The 18,915-nt window shown below is 47.8% G+C and carries 13 protein-coding genes and 4 pseudogenes; 11 read left to right on the top strand and 6 right to left on the bottom strand.

Annotated features, from left to right (window positions below; all coding sequences use genetic code 11):
• Positions 1 to 825: 825 nt before the first annotated feature.
• Positions 826 to 1,377, top strand: coding sequence for a hypothetical protein (locus tag EOV40_RS07430; RefSeq protein WP_244296846.1), 552 nt, complete (start codon positions 826 to 828; stop codon positions 1,375 to 1,377).
• A 92-nt stretch (positions 1,378 to 1,469) separates the two neighbouring features.
• Here EOV40_RS07430 and EOV40_RS07425 read toward each other — a convergent pair whose 3' ends face one another.
• Positions 1,470 to 2,480, bottom strand: coding sequence for a DUF4238 domain-containing protein (locus EOV40_RS07425; RefSeq protein WP_244297027.1), 1,011 nt, complete (start codon positions 2,478 to 2,480; stop codon positions 1,470 to 1,472).
• A gap of 397 nt (positions 2,481 to 2,877) precedes the next feature.
• Between EOV40_RS07425 and EOV40_RS07420 the strand changes: the two genes are divergently transcribed.
• From EOV40_RS07420 to EOV40_RS07410, 3 genes are read left to right on the top strand one after another with little or no spacing between them, the layout of a single operon-like run.
• On the top strand, positions 2,878 to 3,516 hold the full coding sequence (locus EOV40_RS07420) for a tyrosine-type recombinase/integrase (RefSeq protein WP_128105535.1): 639 nt from the start codon (positions 2,878 to 2,880) through the stop codon (positions 3,514 to 3,516).
• Positions 3,517 to 3,523: 7 nt separating this feature from the next.
• Positions 3,524 to 3,862, top strand: a complete 339-nt coding sequence (locus tag EOV40_RS07415) for a type II toxin-antitoxin system Phd/YefM family antitoxin (protein ID WP_208729113.1) — start codon at positions 3,524 to 3,526, stop codon at positions 3,860 to 3,862.
• On the top strand, positions 3,859 to 4,242 hold the full coding sequence (locus EOV40_RS07410; RefSeq protein ID WP_128105533.1) for a type II toxin-antitoxin system VapC family toxin: 384 nt from the start codon (positions 3,859 to 3,861) through the stop codon (positions 4,240 to 4,242). The genes EOV40_RS07415 and EOV40_RS07410 overlap by 4 nt, the downstream gene beginning before the upstream one ends.
• Positions 4,243 to 4,996: 754 nt before the next feature.
• Here the strand turns inward: EOV40_RS07410 and EOV40_RS07405 are convergent.
• Positions 4,997 to 5,362 carry a glycoside hydrolase family 73 protein gene (locus tag EOV40_RS07405; RefSeq protein ID WP_244297026.1) on the bottom strand — a complete coding sequence of 122 codons (366 nt, stop codon included), beginning with the start codon at positions 5,360 to 5,362 and terminating at the stop codon, positions 4,997 to 4,999.
• Positions 5,363 to 5,433: 71 nt separating this feature from the next.
• Positions 5,434 to 5,592 (bottom strand): annotated as a pseudogene (locus EOV40_RS07400) (DUF932 domain-containing protein); the annotation flags it as partial.
• Between the two features lie 463 nt (positions 5,593 to 6,055).
• Between EOV40_RS07400 and EOV40_RS07390 the strand changes: the two are divergent.
• On the top strand, positions 6,056 to 6,397 hold the full coding sequence (locus EOV40_RS07390) for a contact-dependent growth inhibition system immunity protein (protein ID WP_128106220.1): 342 nt from the start codon (positions 6,056 to 6,058) through the stop codon (positions 6,395 to 6,397).
• A 157-nt stretch (positions 6,398 to 6,554) separates the two neighbouring features.
• On the opposite strand, the pseudogene EOV40_RS15260 reads toward EOV40_RS07390, so the two are convergent.
• Positions 6,555 to 6,668: pseudogene (locus tag EOV40_RS15260) on the bottom strand (M48 metallopeptidase family protein); the annotation flags it as partial.
• A gap of 37 nt (positions 6,669 to 6,705) precedes the next feature.
• On the opposite strand from EOV40_RS15260, the pseudogene EOV40_RS07380 reads away from it, so the two are divergent.
• The 6 genes and pseudogenes from EOV40_RS07380 to EOV40_RS07355 form a co-directional block, all read left to right on the top strand.
• Positions 6,706 to 7,765 (top strand): annotated as a pseudogene (locus EOV40_RS07380) (IS5 family transposase).
• 632 nt (positions 7,766 to 8,397) lie between these two features.
• Positions 8,398 to 10,242 carry a DUF262 domain-containing protein gene (locus EOV40_RS07375; RefSeq protein WP_128105531.1) on the top strand — a complete coding sequence of 615 codons (1,845 nt, stop codon included), beginning with the start codon at positions 8,398 to 8,400 and terminating at the stop codon, positions 10,240 to 10,242.
• Entirely contained in the window at positions 10,239 to 12,668 is a 2,430-nt protein-coding gene (locus tag EOV40_RS07370) for a DUF262 domain-containing protein (protein WP_128105530.1), read from the top strand. Before EOV40_RS07375 ends, EOV40_RS07370 begins: the two co-directional genes overlap by 4 nt.
• 994 nt (positions 12,669 to 13,662) lie before the next feature.
• The gene (locus tag EOV40_RS14980) at positions 13,663 to 13,848 is read left to right on the top strand and encodes a hypothetical protein (RefSeq protein WP_167506832.1); all 186 of its coding nucleotides are present in this window, start codon (positions 13,663 to 13,665) and stop codon (positions 13,846 to 13,848) included.
• A gap of 381 nt (positions 13,849 to 14,229) precedes the next feature.
• Entirely contained in the window at positions 14,230 to 15,894 is a 1,665-nt protein-coding gene (locus EOV40_RS07365; protein ID WP_128105529.1) for a Hint domain-containing protein, read from the top strand.
• Positions 15,895 to 16,201: 307 nt separating this feature from the next.
• Positions 16,202 to 16,705 (top strand): annotated as a pseudogene (locus EOV40_RS07355) (MFS transporter); the annotation flags it as partial.
• A gap of 614 nt (positions 16,706 to 17,319) precedes the next feature.
• Here EOV40_RS07355 and hchA read toward each other — a convergent pair.
• On the bottom strand, positions 17,320 to 18,189 hold the full coding sequence (gene hchA / locus EOV40_RS07350; RefSeq protein WP_128105527.1) for a glyoxalase III HchA: 870 nt from the start codon (positions 18,187 to 18,189) through the stop codon (positions 17,320 to 17,322).
• Positions 18,190 to 18,668: 479 nt separating this feature from the next.
• Complete coding sequence (locus EOV40_RS15520; protein WP_408740519.1) at positions 18,669 to 18,812, bottom strand: hypothetical protein; 144 nt, start codon at positions 18,810 to 18,812, stop codon at positions 18,669 to 18,671.
• Between the last annotated feature and the right edge of the window lie 103 nt (positions 18,813 to 18,915).

The raw sequence follows: 18,915 nt of genomic DNA, 5'->3' as shown, positions 1-18,915 counted from the left end.
AGCATTGTTAGCAACTGTGTTTAAGCGGCGGAGCTAACCATCTAAAGACTTTGCCTATCATCGGCGAGATGACCAGTTAAGAAGAGGGCAGTCGGGCACTTTCAACGGCATGGAATAGTGGCAGTGGTAGGTATCCAAAAAACGCCACACTCCTGAAGAATGTGTTCACAATGCCCTTCATGTAGAATGGTGGTCCGGTTTGGGATGCCTGTTGTATAAGCAATTGGAAAGGCCCGTTGATCGCATTTCGTTGAGGGAAAGGCGATCAAAATGTTCTGTTGGGGGCCATGGGATATTACGACAGAGGTTATACAACGCGATCTGATCAGGCGAGACCGTGCACTTGGGTGCTTGGTTAAGTCGACCTGCCGCTCAATCTGAGCGATAGGACTTTGAAGCATGATGTTCGCTTTGCGAAACACAGATCAGAACTCTGTATGATCAATGTTAGGCGAAAGTGGACATGGCTCTGAATAATTAAACGGTCCGTTTGGCGAGGGCAGGGGGCTTATTGATTTCCGTGAGAGGGTTAGGCGCGGACAGAAAAAAGTGTATCGAAACAACCTATTAATCCCACTTTGTTCTTAACTTGCCAGTGCTGCAATTTGAGAGCCAATCCTGCCCCCGCAACCAATTCCATCATAATTCCCTACAAATCGACGTCTGATCGCCATGAAATACTGGTGCATCAGACAGTTACACGCGTCTCGCCCCTCGAAAGAGGGTTGGGCAATCACGCGCGTCTACGTATCGCCATGGCCTACAGGGCCACCTCAAATGGTTTCTCCGATCGTTTGTTCAATATTCATCGAAGGAACCAGATCAATGTATGAAGATCAGGAAATGCGCGAGGAAATCCGTTCCCGCATGAAGGGCCGGATCCGGTTCAATGTCGCCACAGACAGGATCGAAGTGATCGTAGGGGAGCCGGACGAACTTCTCCGGTGGGAGCCGATCAACCGGCTCACCATGCTCCAGCATCTTCCACCGTCGGTGGTAGAGAGGCTTTGGGACATGTTTGCCGATGCGGCAGGATCAGGCTTCTATGCCGAAGATCGGTTGGCCGGGGTGAAATTTCTTGGGTTACACAGAGTGGCAGAGTATCTTGAGGAAGAGGAAGGCATCCGGATTGAGGAAATCCCGATGCCTTCGCGCTCTGCACCAGCACCAGCTATGAGTCTCAACACCTATCTTGCGGGGCGAGATCGGACAACAATCGCCGAAATCCTGAAGGCCGTTCCAGACACCGTCGAAAAGGAATTACCTCTCAGGCTCAAGCATGCCGGCGACTTCCATCTGCGAAGCCGCCGGATACCGCTTCAGTATCAGTTCTCCTTTTCCATGATGAACCAAGGAGAACTCAAGAGGCGGGGGTAAGGGCCCTCCCATGGAAATATTTCGTGCGAAGGGTAGAATGGGGGTGAGCGGACAGTCTGTTTTTTCTTAACCAAGAAAAAACAGAGATATTTTTAATGCTTTGAGAACCATTTCCAGAATCGAGGATTCTTTTTTTCTTTGGTTTGTAAAATCGATGTTTCCGTAAAGCCTCCCTCTCTATGTTCTTTAGGAGAAAAATCTTGAATTGTATTATCGTTTATTACTTCATCAAGGAATAATTCGAACTGTTTTCGTGCTCTGTCGCGGTCATATTCTAATAAATTAATATACTTTCCCACCTCGTTTCCAATTTTATCATCTTTCGAATATATTTCTGTTGATGAAATACTAATTATAAAATTTACCAAATTCACGACGATTTTTTCTTTCTTTTCTTTTTTAAGTGAAAGTAAAAATTTTATTAGACTTTTGTTGTGTGTCATTGCCAAACATGCTCGGGGAGAGTATGGGAATACGTGTATAGATTTCTTATCCCCGATATCTGGAAAAGATGCATATGGGTAATTTGACGTGATAAATGAATTATTAGGCTCATTTATATTAATTATTATATATTCTATTCCTTGATATAAATTTAATAATGCAGAAGAATCTAAACAATTATCCAGCAATACCAATTTTGATAAATTGTTATCCTCCATGAGATTCTTAAAAGAATTATCGAATGCATCTTTTCCAAACGAAGAAACAATCTTATTATAAATATCTGATCCTTCTCTTAAAACATCTCGCATACCAATCTCAGTATTCTTCATAATTTTCGGATTACGGGCCTGCAAAAGGTAAATATATTTTATAAAATATTTGATATCTTCTTCATCTAAAATATCTAAGATTCCGGATTGGTTTTCGATAATTTTTTTTAAAGTTACCGATCCTTTATCATCAACTTCTCCAAATATGCTTTGCTCAAAATTTAGATTTTCTATATTTTTTGTGTTATGTTTTAAACATAATATATTTATAAATAATTTTATTATTACGTCATTTCTATATTTTGGTTTTATACTATATAAATAACACGAAGAGGATGTTTTCTTTATTGATCTTTTTCGCGTTGATAATTTATTTGTTTCTTCTATTATGCTTGTTTTCCAAATTTTATTCTCACCTACGGACCAACTTCTTAAAAAAATTGAGGATTGTAATGGTGGTTTCGTGGTTCGTCATTCATTTGGTTAATCTTCCTTGATTTGACGCAGACTTATAATCTAATTTGCAGAATTTTTTTTAAAAATTGCTTCGAGCACCTGTCTGCTCTCATATCTTACCTGATCGGCGAAACGTCTGGAAAGAGGGCATGAGCAGCCTGTCCGCTTGCCGTGTGCAAAGCGGACTTACAGCTTTCGCCTATCTCGGTCATAAGAAGAGCCGTTCCAGTTTCCGTAAAGCGGACGGTCGGCAATAATTCTCGTTTCCGCCGATGTCCTCCTCCAGACTTCTGATTGCTGCATGTGCAGCTGATCAGGAGAAAGTATCATGGAAAAGAAAACGCGTTTTCCATCGCCTACGCTGAAGGCGTCCGTGCCTTGGAATGCAGGAAAAATGGTTGGCGCCAAGCGGGCGCTCAAAGAAAAGCACGTCTGGGCTATTCGGTTTTGGCTGGGGAGCGAACAACGTGTCAGAGACAGAGCTTTGTTTGATCTTGCTCTCGATAGCAAACTCAGAGGCTGCGATCTTGTCAGCCTTCGTATCGGCGACATCGTTACCAGTGGTCAGGTGCGCCACCGAGCCATGGTCGTCCAGCAGAAAACTCGGCGACCTGTGCAATTCGAAATTACAGAAACAACGCGAGAAAGCGTGCGGGCGTGGCTGGAACATCGAGGTGGTGGCTTGAATGAGTATGTTTTTCCAAGTCACCTAAGCGCCAAAGCTCACCTGAGCACAAGGCAATACGCCCGGCTTCTGGATCAATGGGTTCAGGCGGTGGGACTGATCGCCGGGGAATATGGAACTCATTCGCTCCGCCGGACTAAGGTTGCCATGATTTACAAACGAACCGGTAATATCCGAGCCGTGCAGATCCTGCTGGGTCATTCAAAACTGGATAGTACGGTTCGATACCTTGGGGTGGATGTCGAGGACGCTCTGGCTCTGTCGGAAGTCTCTGATCTCTGAAACAAACATGCCTCAGGAATTCTCTACCTCCTCCCTATGTGTACATGTTATGATGCCACATAGGGAGGAGACCATGAGCCAGCATCTTTCAGATAACGCACCATTACCACGGAAAATCGGTGTTCGGGAGTTCCGGGGAAACCTGACAGCGTATCTGCGTCAGGTCAGGCAGGGCAGTACGATCTTGGTGACGTCTCATGACCAGGTCGTAGCCGAACTGCGGCCGCCAGCCTCTTCCTATCGCCCCCGTCGTCAACCCGGCGCATTGCGCGGACGGATCAGAATAAGCGAAGATTTTGATGAGACACCGCCGGACCTTCTTGAAAGCATGGAACGCGACCTGTGAAGGTGCTGCTTGATACGCATGCGTTGCTGTGGTGGCTTTCGGACTCCGACCGGCTGGGTGAGACTGCACGAGAAATCATCGCAGACCCGGTTCACGATATTCTGGTGAGTATCGTGTCACTCTGGGAGATTGCGATCAAAATCCGTATCGGAAAGCTGGATGCGGATATGAATGATATTCTGGCAGCCATTCCTGAAGAAGGTTTCTCTCTATTACAAATACAGACCGAGCACCTACAGATCCTGATGTCTTTGCCTCTGCATCATCGTGATCCGTTTGACCATCTCCTTATGGCGCAGGCGCAAGCTGAACACGCCACATTTCTTTCGGAAGACGGACAAATGGATCATTACTCCATCAAGCGAATACGCTGTTCGTGAAGCAGAAACTGCCGTCAGAACACGCCTACATGAGCGACATGGAATAAGCAATGCCGCCTTGCTGATAGCGGACAGTTCACGATGAGCACATTCATACTGCTTTAATAATGCCGATCGCAATTACTGCAGCGCGGATACCAGATTGGAAAGAAACCTCATGAAGCAGGATTTCGATATCGGCTATCATGTCTGACGTTCCGTCTTCTATTTACAACACTATTGGAAAAAACGTGATCCATTTCAAACAAAAGGCATTTCTCCTGCCTCTGTATGTCTTGTTCCTGCATATGCCTGATCTGGCATCCGCCTCATCCAGACAGGAGAATGATGGATGGGAAATTTACACTAATGCCCGTTTCCAATATCAGATTTGCTACCCTTCCCGACTGCTAAAACCACAAGGTGGACCCGATAATGGTGACGGGCAGAAATTTTTAGCTTCTGATGGTAGTGAACTAACTGTTTTTGGGGGTACAATGATATTTTGCATTGGACGCTTGAATATACATTAAAGACATATAGTGCAGATCTTGTTGGTCATAACGGTAAAATTACTTACCAGGTCATAAAAAAGGATTGGGCTGTTTTTTCTGGAGATGATGGTGAAAAAACGGAATTTTACGGGAAAATTTTTATTCGGAATAATCAGTTTTACATATTCAAACTTACTTATAAAAAACAATATAAAAATCAGTACAGTAAGATTGTTGCGATAATTTCAAAATGCTTCACTCCTGGAGTATAACTCATTTTTTCATAAATTGTATTTATATAAAAATTTTTGTTTCATTATAGATTTAATCTTTGATCCATACTTTGAGTCTGTTGCATAAGAGCCGGTTAACGCATCTGCGTAAGCGTCAGGATTATTCATATATTGCCGTGCCAGTTTATAGGCTGGGTGAGTTGCCAGCAAACGACCATGCTGATCGAAAGCTTCATTCATGGAGGGAAATATCCGGAATGGCGCTATGGTCGCAACAAGCTTATGGTCTTTGGTTTCTTCATGTGTTCCGGCCATGACAAAACTCTGGCCACGTCCCGCCTTTATCCCAAAGGGATTATTGGAATGGGAAGGTATCCTTTTCCCAGAACCATTTTCCAGCATCCACTGGGCTATCGTGATGGATGCAGGTACCTTCCATTTTCTTTGTGCTGCTTGAGCTGCCTGAATAACAGCGGTTGGAATCAGGGATTATGGGTCATGGTCGCCCAGTCAATCACACCCGGCACCTTCCAGTTGGTATTGCCCGTGCCGTCACCAGCGATTTTGCGCACTGCGCCGACCAGTTCCTGGTCCCAGATGCGGCCGTAATCGGGACCGGTCACGGCGCGCAGTTCCACCCGCCCAACCACCAAGACCGCCCACCAACCAGAACTTTCTCTCACCCCATCGACAGAAGCGGTTCGATCTCAATCACCATGAGGCACCGCCACATAATCGCAAGGCAGGAGGACATGTCTTGCTGAAGCACGTCGATCCAACCGACGAATATATCGAACGCCGGTTTACGAAGGAAAAACAGTCCGTTGTTTCATTCTTCACGTCGAAGGAAGAAGCCGAATATACTATTTACAAAGTGCTTAGAGATAACTCCTATTAAGATTGATACGTGGCTCAAGAACGCCAGAAATAGAGAAAGATTCTCCGTTGACGGATATACCTCTGGAAGGGGAACTGTCGTAATCGAGAGTGCCAATCGGCAGCGCAAGGCTGCGCGGCGCATAGAAGTTTCAATTATCAAAAAAGAACACAACGGGATGATTTACTATGTCCAAACTGTTAAACTGTACCAATGATGATATTCTTGACATGTTCCCGCGTATAAAAAATCTTGGTGGCGGCCCATTCGGTGAAGACGCCGATCTCTTCGGTGATACGTTACGTGAAGTTGTTCAGGATGCACCACAAACTCATGATCTGCCGTTCAAACAGCAGACAGTCAACGAATTAAGGAATTTCCTGACCTATAGTGACGAGGATATTGAGCGCGTCAGTTGGGTTGTGCTCGGTATAGACCCAACGGTGGATGTTGAAGAACCACCGAACTGGGGCAGATTTCCAAGCTTGCGGGCATTCTGGTCCACTGTCCTGCACGTTTTTGAAAACGACCCCGAAGTGCAAGCGGGAAGAGAGATTGACCCGAGTACGTAGGCGGGTCCGTTCGTCAACACCGAATACAGGGATGTCTGTTTTCATATGGTGGCGTTCCAGAAGCAGACTTTCCGCTCTCCCCCATAGCGGTCAAAGCGCACTATTTTTGCAGCATCATTTTTGCCATCCCGTCCAGTCTTGCTTTATGGTGCTCCCATTACGGCATCACGCGTTCCAGAAGCGACCAAAATGCTGGGCCATGATTTTATGCTCCCTTCAGATGGCACAGTTCATCCAATATAATGTAATCAATACAGTCACGCGGGGCTTTGCGGTTCGGGACTGCCTGCTGCATGGTATAGGAGTGTATGATCTTGCCAAAGCGGCTTACTCGGTTGAGTGGGCTTAGTGACCAACTTGAAGCATTTTCCCAGACTGTGGATTTTGAGGTGTTCCGCGGAGCTGAACAAGGCACTGGTCTATTCAGACGGAAGCAAAGGCGGGCGTCCTCCGTTTGATCCAGTGCTGATGTTCAAAATTCTGATCATCCAGACGCTGAACAATTTGTCCGACGAACGGACGGAATACCTGATCAACGACCGCCTGTCCTTCATGCGCTTTCTTGGTCTGGGGCTGTCTGAGCGCGTGCCTGATGCCAAGACCGTCTGGCTGTTCCGGGAGCGTCTGACACAGGCGGGAGCAATTGATGTTTTGTTCAACCGCTTTGATGCGACCCTGCGGAATGCCGGTTATCTCTCCATGTCCGGCCAGATCCTGGACGCTACACTGGTAGCGGCCCCAAAGCAGCGCGATACCAATGAGGAGAAGGCCGATCTGCGGGAAGGACGGATCCCACAGGATTGGCAGGACAAGCCGTCAAAGCTATCCCATAAAGATCGTCATGCGCGATGGACGCTGAAGTTCACGAAAGCAAAGCGTCAGGATGACGGGACGATCCCGTCTACGGATCTCGCAATCCCTTTCTTTGGCTATAAATCGCATGTTTCCATCGACCGGAAATTTCGGCTGATCCGCAAATGGAAGACGACCGATGCCGCTGCCAGCGATGGTGCCAGACTACGTGAGGGACTTCTGGATCGCAGTAATACGGCGTCTGATGTCTGGGCAGATACAGCCTACCGCTCAAAAGCCAATGAGGCCTTCATGGAAAAGCATGGCTTTGTCTCGAAGGTTCACAGGAAAAAGCCACATCTTAAGCCGATGCCACGGCATATCCAGAAATCGAATGCAGGAAAATCCGTTATCCGGTCGCGTGTCGAGCATGTCTTTGCCGATCAGAAATCGCAGACAGGACTGTTCATACGAACCGTTGGCATAACGCGGGCCACCATGAGGATCGGGCTGGCCAATATCGTTTACAATAAGCTCCGCCTTCTCTTCATGAAGCGGATATGCGTGCCAGCATAGCAACTCAGAAGGCAGCAAACTCCCTGCGAAGTAAAAGCATGGTGAAAACTATTCACACAAACCAGTAACCATTACGGCCTCAGTCTCAAATTAGCCGCACAAGACATCATTTAACGGTTCTTCGATCCTTCCATGCGCAGAGCAGACGAAGCTGCATATCTCCGTATGGCGGAGGAACTGAGGGCTGCTGGTTTGTCTGTCGTGCATCATCGCGTTGGATGCTTGATGCGCGAGCATGACATTCGTGTTGTCAGGACACGATGGTTCAAGGTGACGCCTAACAGTGCTCACAGTCATGCCATCGCACCCAATTTGCAACAATGCTGTCATGGAGAGCTTCTTCAAAATCCTGAAAGCCGAACTCCTGTAGCGGCACGTATGGATAACGCGTCAGGAGGTCGAGCAGGCCGTCACATGCTACACTAATAATTTTACAATCCTCAGAGGCTACATTCTGCACTCCAATCCAAAAGTCCTCTGGATTATGAGCACAATGCTACTTAACAGATAAACCATGGTTCAGAATTAAACCGTGACATGCCCAGATACGGTATAAGGCGCTCTTGTTCCTCGGTAAGGGATAGGATATATATTATAATATAAATTTTTTAATCCGGTTTGGAATTATTTATATGTCTGGCACAAATACCCTGTGCATAAAATCAATTTCAGAACTGAAAAATTATCACTTCTTTATATCTGATTACCAGCGTGGGTACCGCTGGGAGCAGCAGGATGTCATAAATTTACTGAATGACTTGTGGCAGTTCGGCCGGGTAAATGACAGCCAGCACTTTTACTGCCTGCAACCTGTTATTGTCAGGCGGCGCGTGTCTGACGTACAGCATACGGCAGCGTGGGAAGTGATTGACGGTCAGCAGCGCCTGACCACCATCCACATCATTTTAACCACGCTAGGTGTTACGGCACCCTATATGATTGAATACCAGACACGCCCGGATAGTGCTGCATTCCTGAACAGCATGCAGCAGAACAGGGCCGATACGAACATTGATTTTTACCACATGTTCGAGGCACGCAAGGCGGTGGCGCAATGGCGCGATAAACACACGCCAGAAGCCTGTGCAGTTATAACCCGCATGCTGCAGGAGGCGGGGGAACCCAATGCCCGGATCATCTGGTACGAAGTCGATGCCCAGGAAAATGCCATTACTGTCTTTACCCGCCTGAATATGGGCCGGATTCCGCTGACCAATGCCGAACTGGTCAAGGCACTATTCCTGCGTGACAGCAACTTCCCCAATGATGCGGATCGCTTGGAACAGCAGCGCTTGGCCCAGCAATGGGATGACATGGAACGGGTGCTGCAGGCTGATGATTTCTGGTTTTTCCTGAGCAATACCACACAGGAAGCCAATCGCATCGAACTGATACTGAATCTTGTGGCGCAGCAGTGGAACAACGATACCATCAGCGCGCATGATGAGCACTTCACCTTTCTCAACTTTGCCTTGGCACTGGAACCTGTGGAGTCAGTGCCGGAACCCGCACTTGATGACGATTCACGCGTGCTGCAGGAGACATACAGGAAGAAAGCGCGCAGGCGGGAAGAGTGTTGGCAGGCTGTGCGGACGTGCTTCCTGACCATGCAGGAATGGTACCGGGACCGTACGATTTTCCATCTGGTTGGTTTCATGGTAGCAACACGGTCGATCAGGAAAGAAAAACCGTCGGAACGCAATCCCCTTGTTTCGGAACTGTGGGCAGCATACCGCAACTGCCATTCCCGCACTGCTTTCCGCGCGCTGCTGCGTAACAGGACGGGGTTCCGGTTAGATAAGACCACCCTCATGGTAGGTAAACACAAGGTCGAGGACCTGAGCTATGGTAAAACGCGCTCAGAAGTGGTCAGGACCCTGTTATTCTTTAATATTGCGACACTGCTCAATAACAAAAGCGTCAATACTCGCTTTCAGTTCGATCTTTACAACACGGGACACTGGGATGTGGAACATATCAGCGCCGTAGCCGAGAGCAGCAGTGCCAGCCGTCTGCACGATAGCCAGAAATGGCTACAATATGCCTGTAGGTTCCTAAGTCCCACACATTCGGCCGAAACCGATCTGTACAGGCAGGCAGCAACCCTTGCGGCGAAGGAAAGCGTGGACGCGGAGGCCTTTGCCGCTTTGGTTCGGGCCGTGACGGCCCGTTATACGGCAGGGGAAGATGACGGTGGCAAGGACACGCTTGGCAACCTGACCCTTCTCGACCGCAGTACCAACCGCAGTTACGGCGATAGTATCTTCCCGATAAAGCGCGCACGTATACTTGAACTTGATGCAACGGATACCTTCGTGCCGCTGTGCACCTCCAATGTATTCCTGAAGTATTACAGCCCCGATACTGACGACATGATGTACTGGCGCGACACTGACCGTAATGCCTACCAGAAGGCCATCATCGACACCATCACGGCGTTTCTGGCCCCCGGGGAAAAGGATGGCGTCAAGTCATGAACTCTAACGGTTCCCTGAGCCTATACGACCTGCTTGGCACGCAGGACTTCATTCTTCGCATTCCCGTAGCCCAGCGCGACTATGCACAGGGTAGGGATGGGGAAAAATTCCGGCGGCAGAACTTTCTTCATGTTATAAGGGATGCCTTGCAGGCCGGGCCCGGCAGCCTGCCGCTTGACCTTGATTTCATTTACGGCACTTTGGAGCAGCCTGCCTATGCCTCCCCTGAGCGTCCAGATGCCGGACCTCCGGTCCATCACACACAGGGCGCGTCTACATTTTTTTCGGTACTTGATGGACAGCAGCGCCTGACCACGCTGTTCTTACTGCACTGGTATCTGGCACTGAAGGAAGGGGAAGGCGCAGATTTCCGTAGTCGTTTTGCATCGTGCGGTACCAGTCGCCTGACCTATAACACCCGCGAAAGCGCACGGCTGTTTTTTGATGCCATGGTGCAGGAGCACATGTTGTGCGGCTTGTGGGCCGGAGTTGCAGCTAGCACGGGTATGGCGGATCATATCCGCGACCAGACATGGTTCCACCTAGCATGGAAGGATGACCCCACGGTTGCGGGTTGTTTGACCATGCTTGATGACCTGCACACCAGTCTTGGCGAGTGCGGACCCGGTTTGTACGACCGCCTGACTGGTCGCGACGGGATAGGGGCGTGCATTACCTTCCAGTTTCTGGATATTGGAGCGTTCAAACTCACGGATGATCTGTATATCCGTATGAACGCACGTGGCAGAAGCCTAAGCGCGTTCGAGAACTTCAAGGCCGGGTTGTGCGGGCACCTTGGCGTCAACTCGACCGGTGATGACCAGTTCGCGCACCAATTGGATACACAATGGGCCGACCTCTTCTGGAGTATTGCCAGGCAGCAGGGTTGCGCTCATACTGATGAATATAACAGACTTTATCTGCGGTTTTTCATGCTTATGGCATTTTACCGCGCATGTGAAACTGTCACACTGCCCTTTGACCGACAGAATCGCGAAGAGCAGGTCTATATCAGGCAACTCAGGACGGCAAACGACTACAATCCGCCCATTACCCTGAAAAATTTCAGCCTGTTTGATGGTCTGACCGTGGAGCGAATCACGCGCCTGCTAGATTATTGCGTGCGGCACCCGGTCTTTACTTACGCATCCACCAGTAATGAGGTCCCGGCAATTTTACCCTCGGCCTTGGCACTGCGTACAGGGTATGAAGTACAGGCCCAACTGTATGCACTGGCCGGTTACATTCATGCTGGTGGTGACCCGGTTGGCAATCCGCAGGCCTACCAGCGCTGGCTGCGTGTAGTGAATAATCTTGTCTATAATCACACTATTGACGATGTATCGGCTTTCATAAGGATCTGCCGCCGTTTGGGCGAGATGGCCGAACACCATGTCGACCTGTACGGCTGGATGGCCGCCAGGCCCGGCGCAGACAGCGAGCCAGACCGCAGTGTCGCTGCTCCCGACCAGTGGCACGAAGAATGCTGCAAGGCATGGTTGATCCACACTGACCCGGCGTGGGAAGCCGCTATTACGGCTTGCGAACAGCATGATTACCTGCGCGGGCGAATATGGGCAGTGCTGGAACAGTCCTGGCCCGAAAGTGCGCGCTACCCGGACCGAGCGCAGTTTATCCGCAATACAGCTCTGTTCCATGCCTTGCTTGGGCCTGCAATTCTGTCCTGCCCGCGCTATCTACTGCAGCGCGCGTTGCTGACACTGGGTGACTATACGGCAGGGAAGGACAATCTGTGCGGCCCGAAGCATCGCAGTTACAGTGAACGGTCACAGAACTGGCTGGGTGTTATCAATAGGCGCGATAGCAAATGGCAGTGTGACCAGAGCCAAGGTGAAGGCCTGTTTGCAACCCTTGTGCGCGCAGTCGACCTGCTTCTACCTGTGGTACCGGCCGCTATTCTGGTTCGGGATGTTAAGCGCGCACTGGCGGCGATAATTCGTAAGAACATGAAAGCGATGGTGAGCAGGGGAGAAACATATCATGGCTATCCATGCCCACAATACTGGCGAAATTTAATGATTTCATGCCCACAGGTGTTCCGTTACTGCAGGGAGCACCGTATTGGCAGAGATGACTGGGGACATGCCAACCCCGATATCTACTTGCTCAGTAAAACGACTTATGGCAGCTGGCATGTGGAATTACGGACTTATGTTCTCTACCAATGCCTGAAAAGACACAGACGCCTCTCTAGCATCTTTACCAAAATCAACTGCACGCCGGTCTCCAGACACGGCGTATATCCCACTTTAGATCTGACGTTTTCAGATGGTCAAACTTGCCATGTAGCGTATCGGCATGGACGTTTTGTGGCCATATCAGGCCCCGGCGGGAAAGAAGAAGTGACATTTTCCCCCATGGTAAGGGATATGCTGGAGGCCTATGTGCCGCCTGAATGCTTTTAATCTGTAAATCAAATATCTGAATAATAAAAAATAATGCATTCCCTTACACTTTTCATTACTGAAGTAAATCAAGAAGGCACCACGAACTAATTATGGGCCATCATAACCTTCTGATGCGCGATAACTACAAGGCACAAAGAGTTCTTGTCATATCCCCATATGTTGAGAAAGAATTTTTACATATGTGGTTGAGAATCTAAAGTCGAGCGAACTGATCGTTATCCTTGATGACGGATGCAGGTTCGAAGATATAAGGATGATTCAGAAACTTCCAAAGCTGAAAAACCAAGATTACTGTAGCACTCACCGGAGCGCGCGGCCTTGGGCATGCAAATGTCTTTACGTGTCATGGTTTAATTCTGGACCATGGGTTATCTGTTAAGCGGCATTGCGCTCATGACAGAGGGCTTTTCAATTGGAGTGTGGAATGCAGCTTCTGAGGGTTGTGAAAAATCTTGATGTAGCGTGTAATAGGCTGCGTAAGCTCCTGACACACCATCCATGCATGCCGCTACAGGAGTTCAGCTTTTAGAGTCTTGGAGAAGTTCTCCGTGACGACATTGTCTTAGCAGTCCCCTTTCTGCTCATGGACATGATAAAACCAGTGAGCAGAAAGGATCTTGTGGACGAATTTTTTCCTCTGCTGCGTGAAGAGGCAGAACGGATTAAACAAGATTCGGCAGGTGCTTTGTCGATAGCTGTCCACTTTCTTGATTTGTGGCCGAGACTGAAGGAGAAAAGAAGTCTCTCTCTGCAGGACAACGGATAGCTTTACTCGGTGAAGTGCAATTTGGCGTTACTTGGAGGTTAAAGCAGTCATTGCATCGGTTGATGGTAAGTATCCGTAACGGGCCGGAAGGGGCTTTTACGGCGCATGTAAAGTCGTTAGGCGCATGCAGAAAAAAGAACAGAGAAACAGCTATTTAAAAATCATTTTGTTCTCAAATTGCGATCTTGGATCAAAGCGTGAACGCACACCAGCGTTCGCGCTTTTTTGCGTTCCACATGCCCCGTATCCGTCACACCACGCTGGTCTGTAGCCCAGGCTGCACAATGGAGGTACGGCCAGACCGAACTGGGCAGGATTCTAAAGCTGGTCATTCAGGCATTCAAGATGTGGGGAATCGGTATGCGCAGGCTGCGCAGTGGAATACTACCGCTGATTGAGATTGATGACTAAGCGTTATGGCAATCTCAGCAGCAACCTACCTGTTGGCTCAACAAAAGCCGAGTGGACACCCTGTAGTCGCCTTCTTCTCTATCATAGGATTCATCATAAAACGTAAGTGCAATGCTAGCTCTGTTCTTGTTGTTTAAGTGTGATTGAAACTATATTTTTTTTGAAAACCAATAAGACAATAATGATATTAACATACAAATAAAAGTTTGATAATAATACACATTTTTGCATTTCGTTAATAATTATTTTATTATGCAATTATAGTTTCCCATAATTTGTTATTTTCAAAAAACACACAAAGTAGTAAGTGGTTTTTCACCTCATAAGAGATGTAGTTTTCTATCCTATAAAATCAGAATTGGTTATTTTTGGAGATTTGCAATGTCAACAAAAACTGTTTTATGGACCAGTGGCGGTAGCGGAAGCGGCGATTATAGTTTTGGCACTAGCGAATATGATACAATTGTATCTGGAGATCTGCCAGGCACAGAAATTAGTGATTTAACCATAACCGGTAATGTGACATTTGAAGGATCTGGCACAGTTATTATAAAAAACAATCTCAATGTGTCATCTCATGTTACTATCAATAATGGAATGTCCTTTATTGTAAAAACAAACCTTGAGGGGAGTCCAAATGGTTCAATTACCATTAATGCGGGAGCTAAGTTGGCATATGAAAAAAGTGATGGAAATACTGAGATAAATTTTGGATCTCTTGGTAACGGAGAAACGTCAACATTAGAAGTTTCAAATACTAATATAAATAATAAAATTACAAACCTCTCTCCTGGTGATAATATTACTTTTTCTGGAGATAATGATAATACAAATATATATTTCCAAGATACTGGAAATAAAGATTCTGATGGGAATAAAATATATCAGATACTGGATGGCAATAAAGATTCTACTCCTCTTGTTTCATATGTCACTTTAGCAAGCGGTGCTTCTCCATCGGATTTTTATTGGGATTCTTCAACAGATTCCATCGTATGCTTTCTGGCAGGCACGATGATCAGAACGCGTAATGAAGAAATCGCTATTGAAGATATTCAAATCGGCGATGAAATTATTACGTTTAATGGTTGTGGCAGGGGGCAAACAGTACGTCCTGTCGTATGGGTGGGCAAAGCACATGCAATTGTTCGTCCAAGCCTGCCAGATGACGAGGCAGGTTACCCTGTATGTGTTCTTAAAGATGCCATTGCTGATGGTGTACCATACAAGGACATGCTGATTACTTCTGAACATTGTCTGTTCTTTGAAGGCAGACTTGTGCCAGTTCGTATGCTGGTAAATGGCTCGACTATTTTCTATGATAAATCAATTATTTCCTACGATTACTACCATGTGGAAACAGATCAGCATTCTGTCATCACTGCAGATGGCATGCTGACTGAAAGCTATCTGGATACGGGTAATCGCCGCGCATTCCGCCAGAAAGGGAAAGTCGCGGCTTTGCGTATTAATGCCAAAAGTTGGGAAGATAATGCGGGGGCTCCGCTGTGTGTCGAGCGGTCCTTTGTAGAATCTCTATTTCACAAGCTGAAAGCACGTGAAAACACTGTGTTTGGGTGTTCCGTGTCAACAGAGCAGGCAGAATTAACGGAAGATCCCAATTTGCATCTGGTAACACAGGCAGGAGCAGTTATTCGTCCGGTGCGGCAAGAAGGTCAGCGCTACAGCTTCATGCTGCCAGCCAATACGCAGTCTGTGCGTATTGTTTCACATGCCAACCGTCCGGCTGATGTGATTGGACCGTTTGTGGATGATCGACGTCGGATGGGTGTGGCTGTAGCGGACATGCATTTTATGACAGCCCAAAAACTGCATCCGATTACAGTGCATCTTCAGGCAGACAAACCAGAAGGTTGGCATGATACCGATTGGACGGATTGCGCATGGACAAACGGTAATGCGGTGCTTCCTTTGGGTGATCTTACCAAAGGGAATATGGGCCTTCTCTGCATGACTATCCGTGCAAAAGGGCCATATCTACGCAATACGCAGTTAAAATCTAACATTAGGAAACAGTCTGTTTAACCCGTTCTGTTAAGTTACGAGTAAAGAGGGCTTTCTCTTCTTCGGGAAAGCCCTTTCCTATGAAAAAGATGTTCTAAATCAGTTGTTACTATGCATATAGCTTGATTTTATTTTCTCAAATAAGATTATTTCAAATTAAAAAGTGCAAAAGTTCCGACAGTCACGCAAACAGATTCAGACGTTGTGTACAGTCATTACGTCGTCCCACTAATGTGACGTTACCGGCTCAGTTACTCGAAGGAGCCAAATCGCTTAATAACCCTATAACAATGTTCGGCGTGGCATCAAAATTCAGGAAAGCAAGATAATGGGAAAAGGGCAGGCGCTTTCCGTAAAAGAAAAGATAGCCTACGGCTATGGTGATGCAGCCTCCAACATGATGTGGGGCATGACGTCATCCTATCTGATGTATTATTACACAGATATCTATGGCCTGCCGCTGGTTGCCGTCTCATGGATACTGCTGATGGCCCGTGTTGTGGATGCTTTTTGCGACCCGGCCATCGGCTATGTTGTTGACCGTATAGGCGGCCTGATTGTGCTACGCTTGATCCGTTCCCTTGCCATTCCGTTCAGTATAACGGGTTTTCTGTGCTTTCTGGCTCTACCGCTTTCGCCTAAGGGGAAAGTTGTGTGGGCCGGAGTAACCTATATCGTGTTTGGTGCCATCTATTCCTGCATCAATACGCCATATGGTGCGCTGGCCGTCATGATGAGCCACTCCGCCTCAGAGCGCGTTGGTCTCAATGCATTCCGCATGATGGGTTGTCAGGTAGGATCTTTGCTTGTCGCGCAGCTGACCATTCTAGCATGTTCGATTAATACAATGGGTTACGAAGCAGGCAATGGGTCTGACCGGCTTTGTTCTGGCGCAAGGCCATTACGTTGAAGGAGGACCCATGCAGCCACCAGACCTTTCATTCTAGATTATGGCCGGATTTGTCTGGCTCCCGCTGGGGGTAATATGTTTGTAGGCTTTTTGCTTTCTGTCATGGCGCGACCGAGAATGAATATTCTGCTGGTGCTGTAATTGAAAGAGTCATGTACCCTGTTAGGTTTTCGATACTTTCCTCAAAAGCCTGTAGAGATCCTAACCTGATTTTGGCTGACCAAGCCTGTCCGCTTACGCTTTCGGATACCAATATCGCCATTTTGTATTGCGGTGCGTAAGGCTTAAAAGTGTTGTGGATGTGTTATGAATTGCTCTGGGTTTTATGGAAACGTTTTTTATCTGATTTAAGCGGCTAATGCATGTGATTTCCGTTGTGCATGAAAGCGATCTCGGCGACAGAACCAGTCATGGTTACACTCCGCAGTGAAACGGCTCGACCATCATAACTTCACTTCATGCGGATACATCTGGAGCATGTAGGCAAGCCTCTCGGTCGCAAGCGATGAAATCCACTTGCGACCGCATAGTCAGTTTTATTTGTTGGCAGCCTCAAGCAGGGCTTCAGCCGCCAGCTTGCCAAGATTGTTCGATGCCAGCGGGCTATCACCTGTCAGCAGGTGACGATCACGATGTATCTGACCGGTAATTCCCGTATTGACGATTTTCACGTTGTATTTCTGGAGATTTTCACCGACAAGCCACGCCATCGAACCCGGGATATAGCCGATGTCGATATTGGCTCCGGTATCCAGACTGTCTGGAAAGACGCACATCTCGTAGCCTTCATATGCAAACTTACCGCCATCAACTGCAGTAGCCAGCAGGCTGGCAGGCCCATGACAGAGCGAGATCGTGAAGCGCCCGTTGGCTTGTGCCCAGCGCAGGATATCACCGACCTGTTTGCTGAATGGCACACCATTGAGAACGCCATGACCACCTGGAATGAATACGCCAAGATACGGTGTTTCAGCGGTGAGACCTTCGCCTATCACATCAGCAAGCTTTTTTGGTGTTTTGAGCTGCTTTTCATATTTCTTGTAGATTGACTTGATGGCCTCATCTTCATGCGGGAAGGCCCACCATTCGAGCTTGACCGGATCGCCGGAAATGGTCGCAATATCGATTTCAAATCCCGCCGCATCTAGATGATACATGGGCAGAAGCATTTCGACTGGATGATTGCCGGTCGAGAAGAACTCGCCGCCTTTCATCATCAGATACCTTTCCTGAGTGCCGATCATCAGGATTTTCCACTTTCCTCCCGTATAGGGCTTGGGATAGGTGGCGCCATCAAAATCGGTTTTTGAAGACGTGTATTGAGTCAGGGAATATTCCGACGGAAAGAAGGCGTTTTCCTCTGCCCGATCGGGCACCGGCGTACGGCTTAGCTGTTTATCGCTCATGAGTGTTCTCCTGTTGTTAGCCTGTTGCGAGCGAGCAACTTACGATCAGACCTCGCGGTGTCCTCACTCAGAAAGCGCGGCAGGGTATGCAGGCAATCATACGGTGTTTCACAGTAAAGATGAATGAGGGAAATTATTCACCTGCTGAAAGGACGGCCTTTCTAGAGCAGGCTGTGGCTATCTGTTCCCTTCAACAGGTCTCACCAGAAGAGGTGAAGTGCTATTTCGAGACCAAGGCGAATGGAAGTTTCATGCTTGGTGTCGGCAGTTTTCAGGAGGCACTGTTGTGAACCGGTCTGTGATTGTGTCCAAGAAATGTAGGATGTGGAATTATCCGGACGACCAACAGTTTTTCGGCATTGTGGAGGGAAAGAGATGAGCCGGGAGGTTCTGCAGGCATTTTTTCGAAGCAAACGTAACTGATATCGAACCCGTGGTTCTGACGGATAGTAAGGCAACAATGGCAGAAACCGCTCAGTTTACAGGAAAAGCAGATTGCCAACACGCGGCCGCATCATCCATGTGTGCCGCCACGGACAACCAACGCGCAGAACACAAAGCATTCCGTTGAGAAACAGACGATTATCCTGTGCAAGCTGGAACCAGTGGCTAGGTTCCGGCAGCAGATTGCTAATAATCGTCCATTCTTTGTCCGTCAGGTCGCCACGTATTCACTGCGCGCCGTAAAGAACAGTTTTGAATCTCATGCTAGAGGCCTGAAAATAT

It is taken from the genome of Acetobacter oryzoeni, assembly GCF_004014775.2.
Classification (GTDB): Bacteria; Pseudomonadota; Alphaproteobacteria; order Acetobacterales; family Acetobacteraceae; genus Acetobacter; species Acetobacter oryzoeni.
This window is presented reverse-complemented; position numbering and strand designations above follow the sequence as displayed.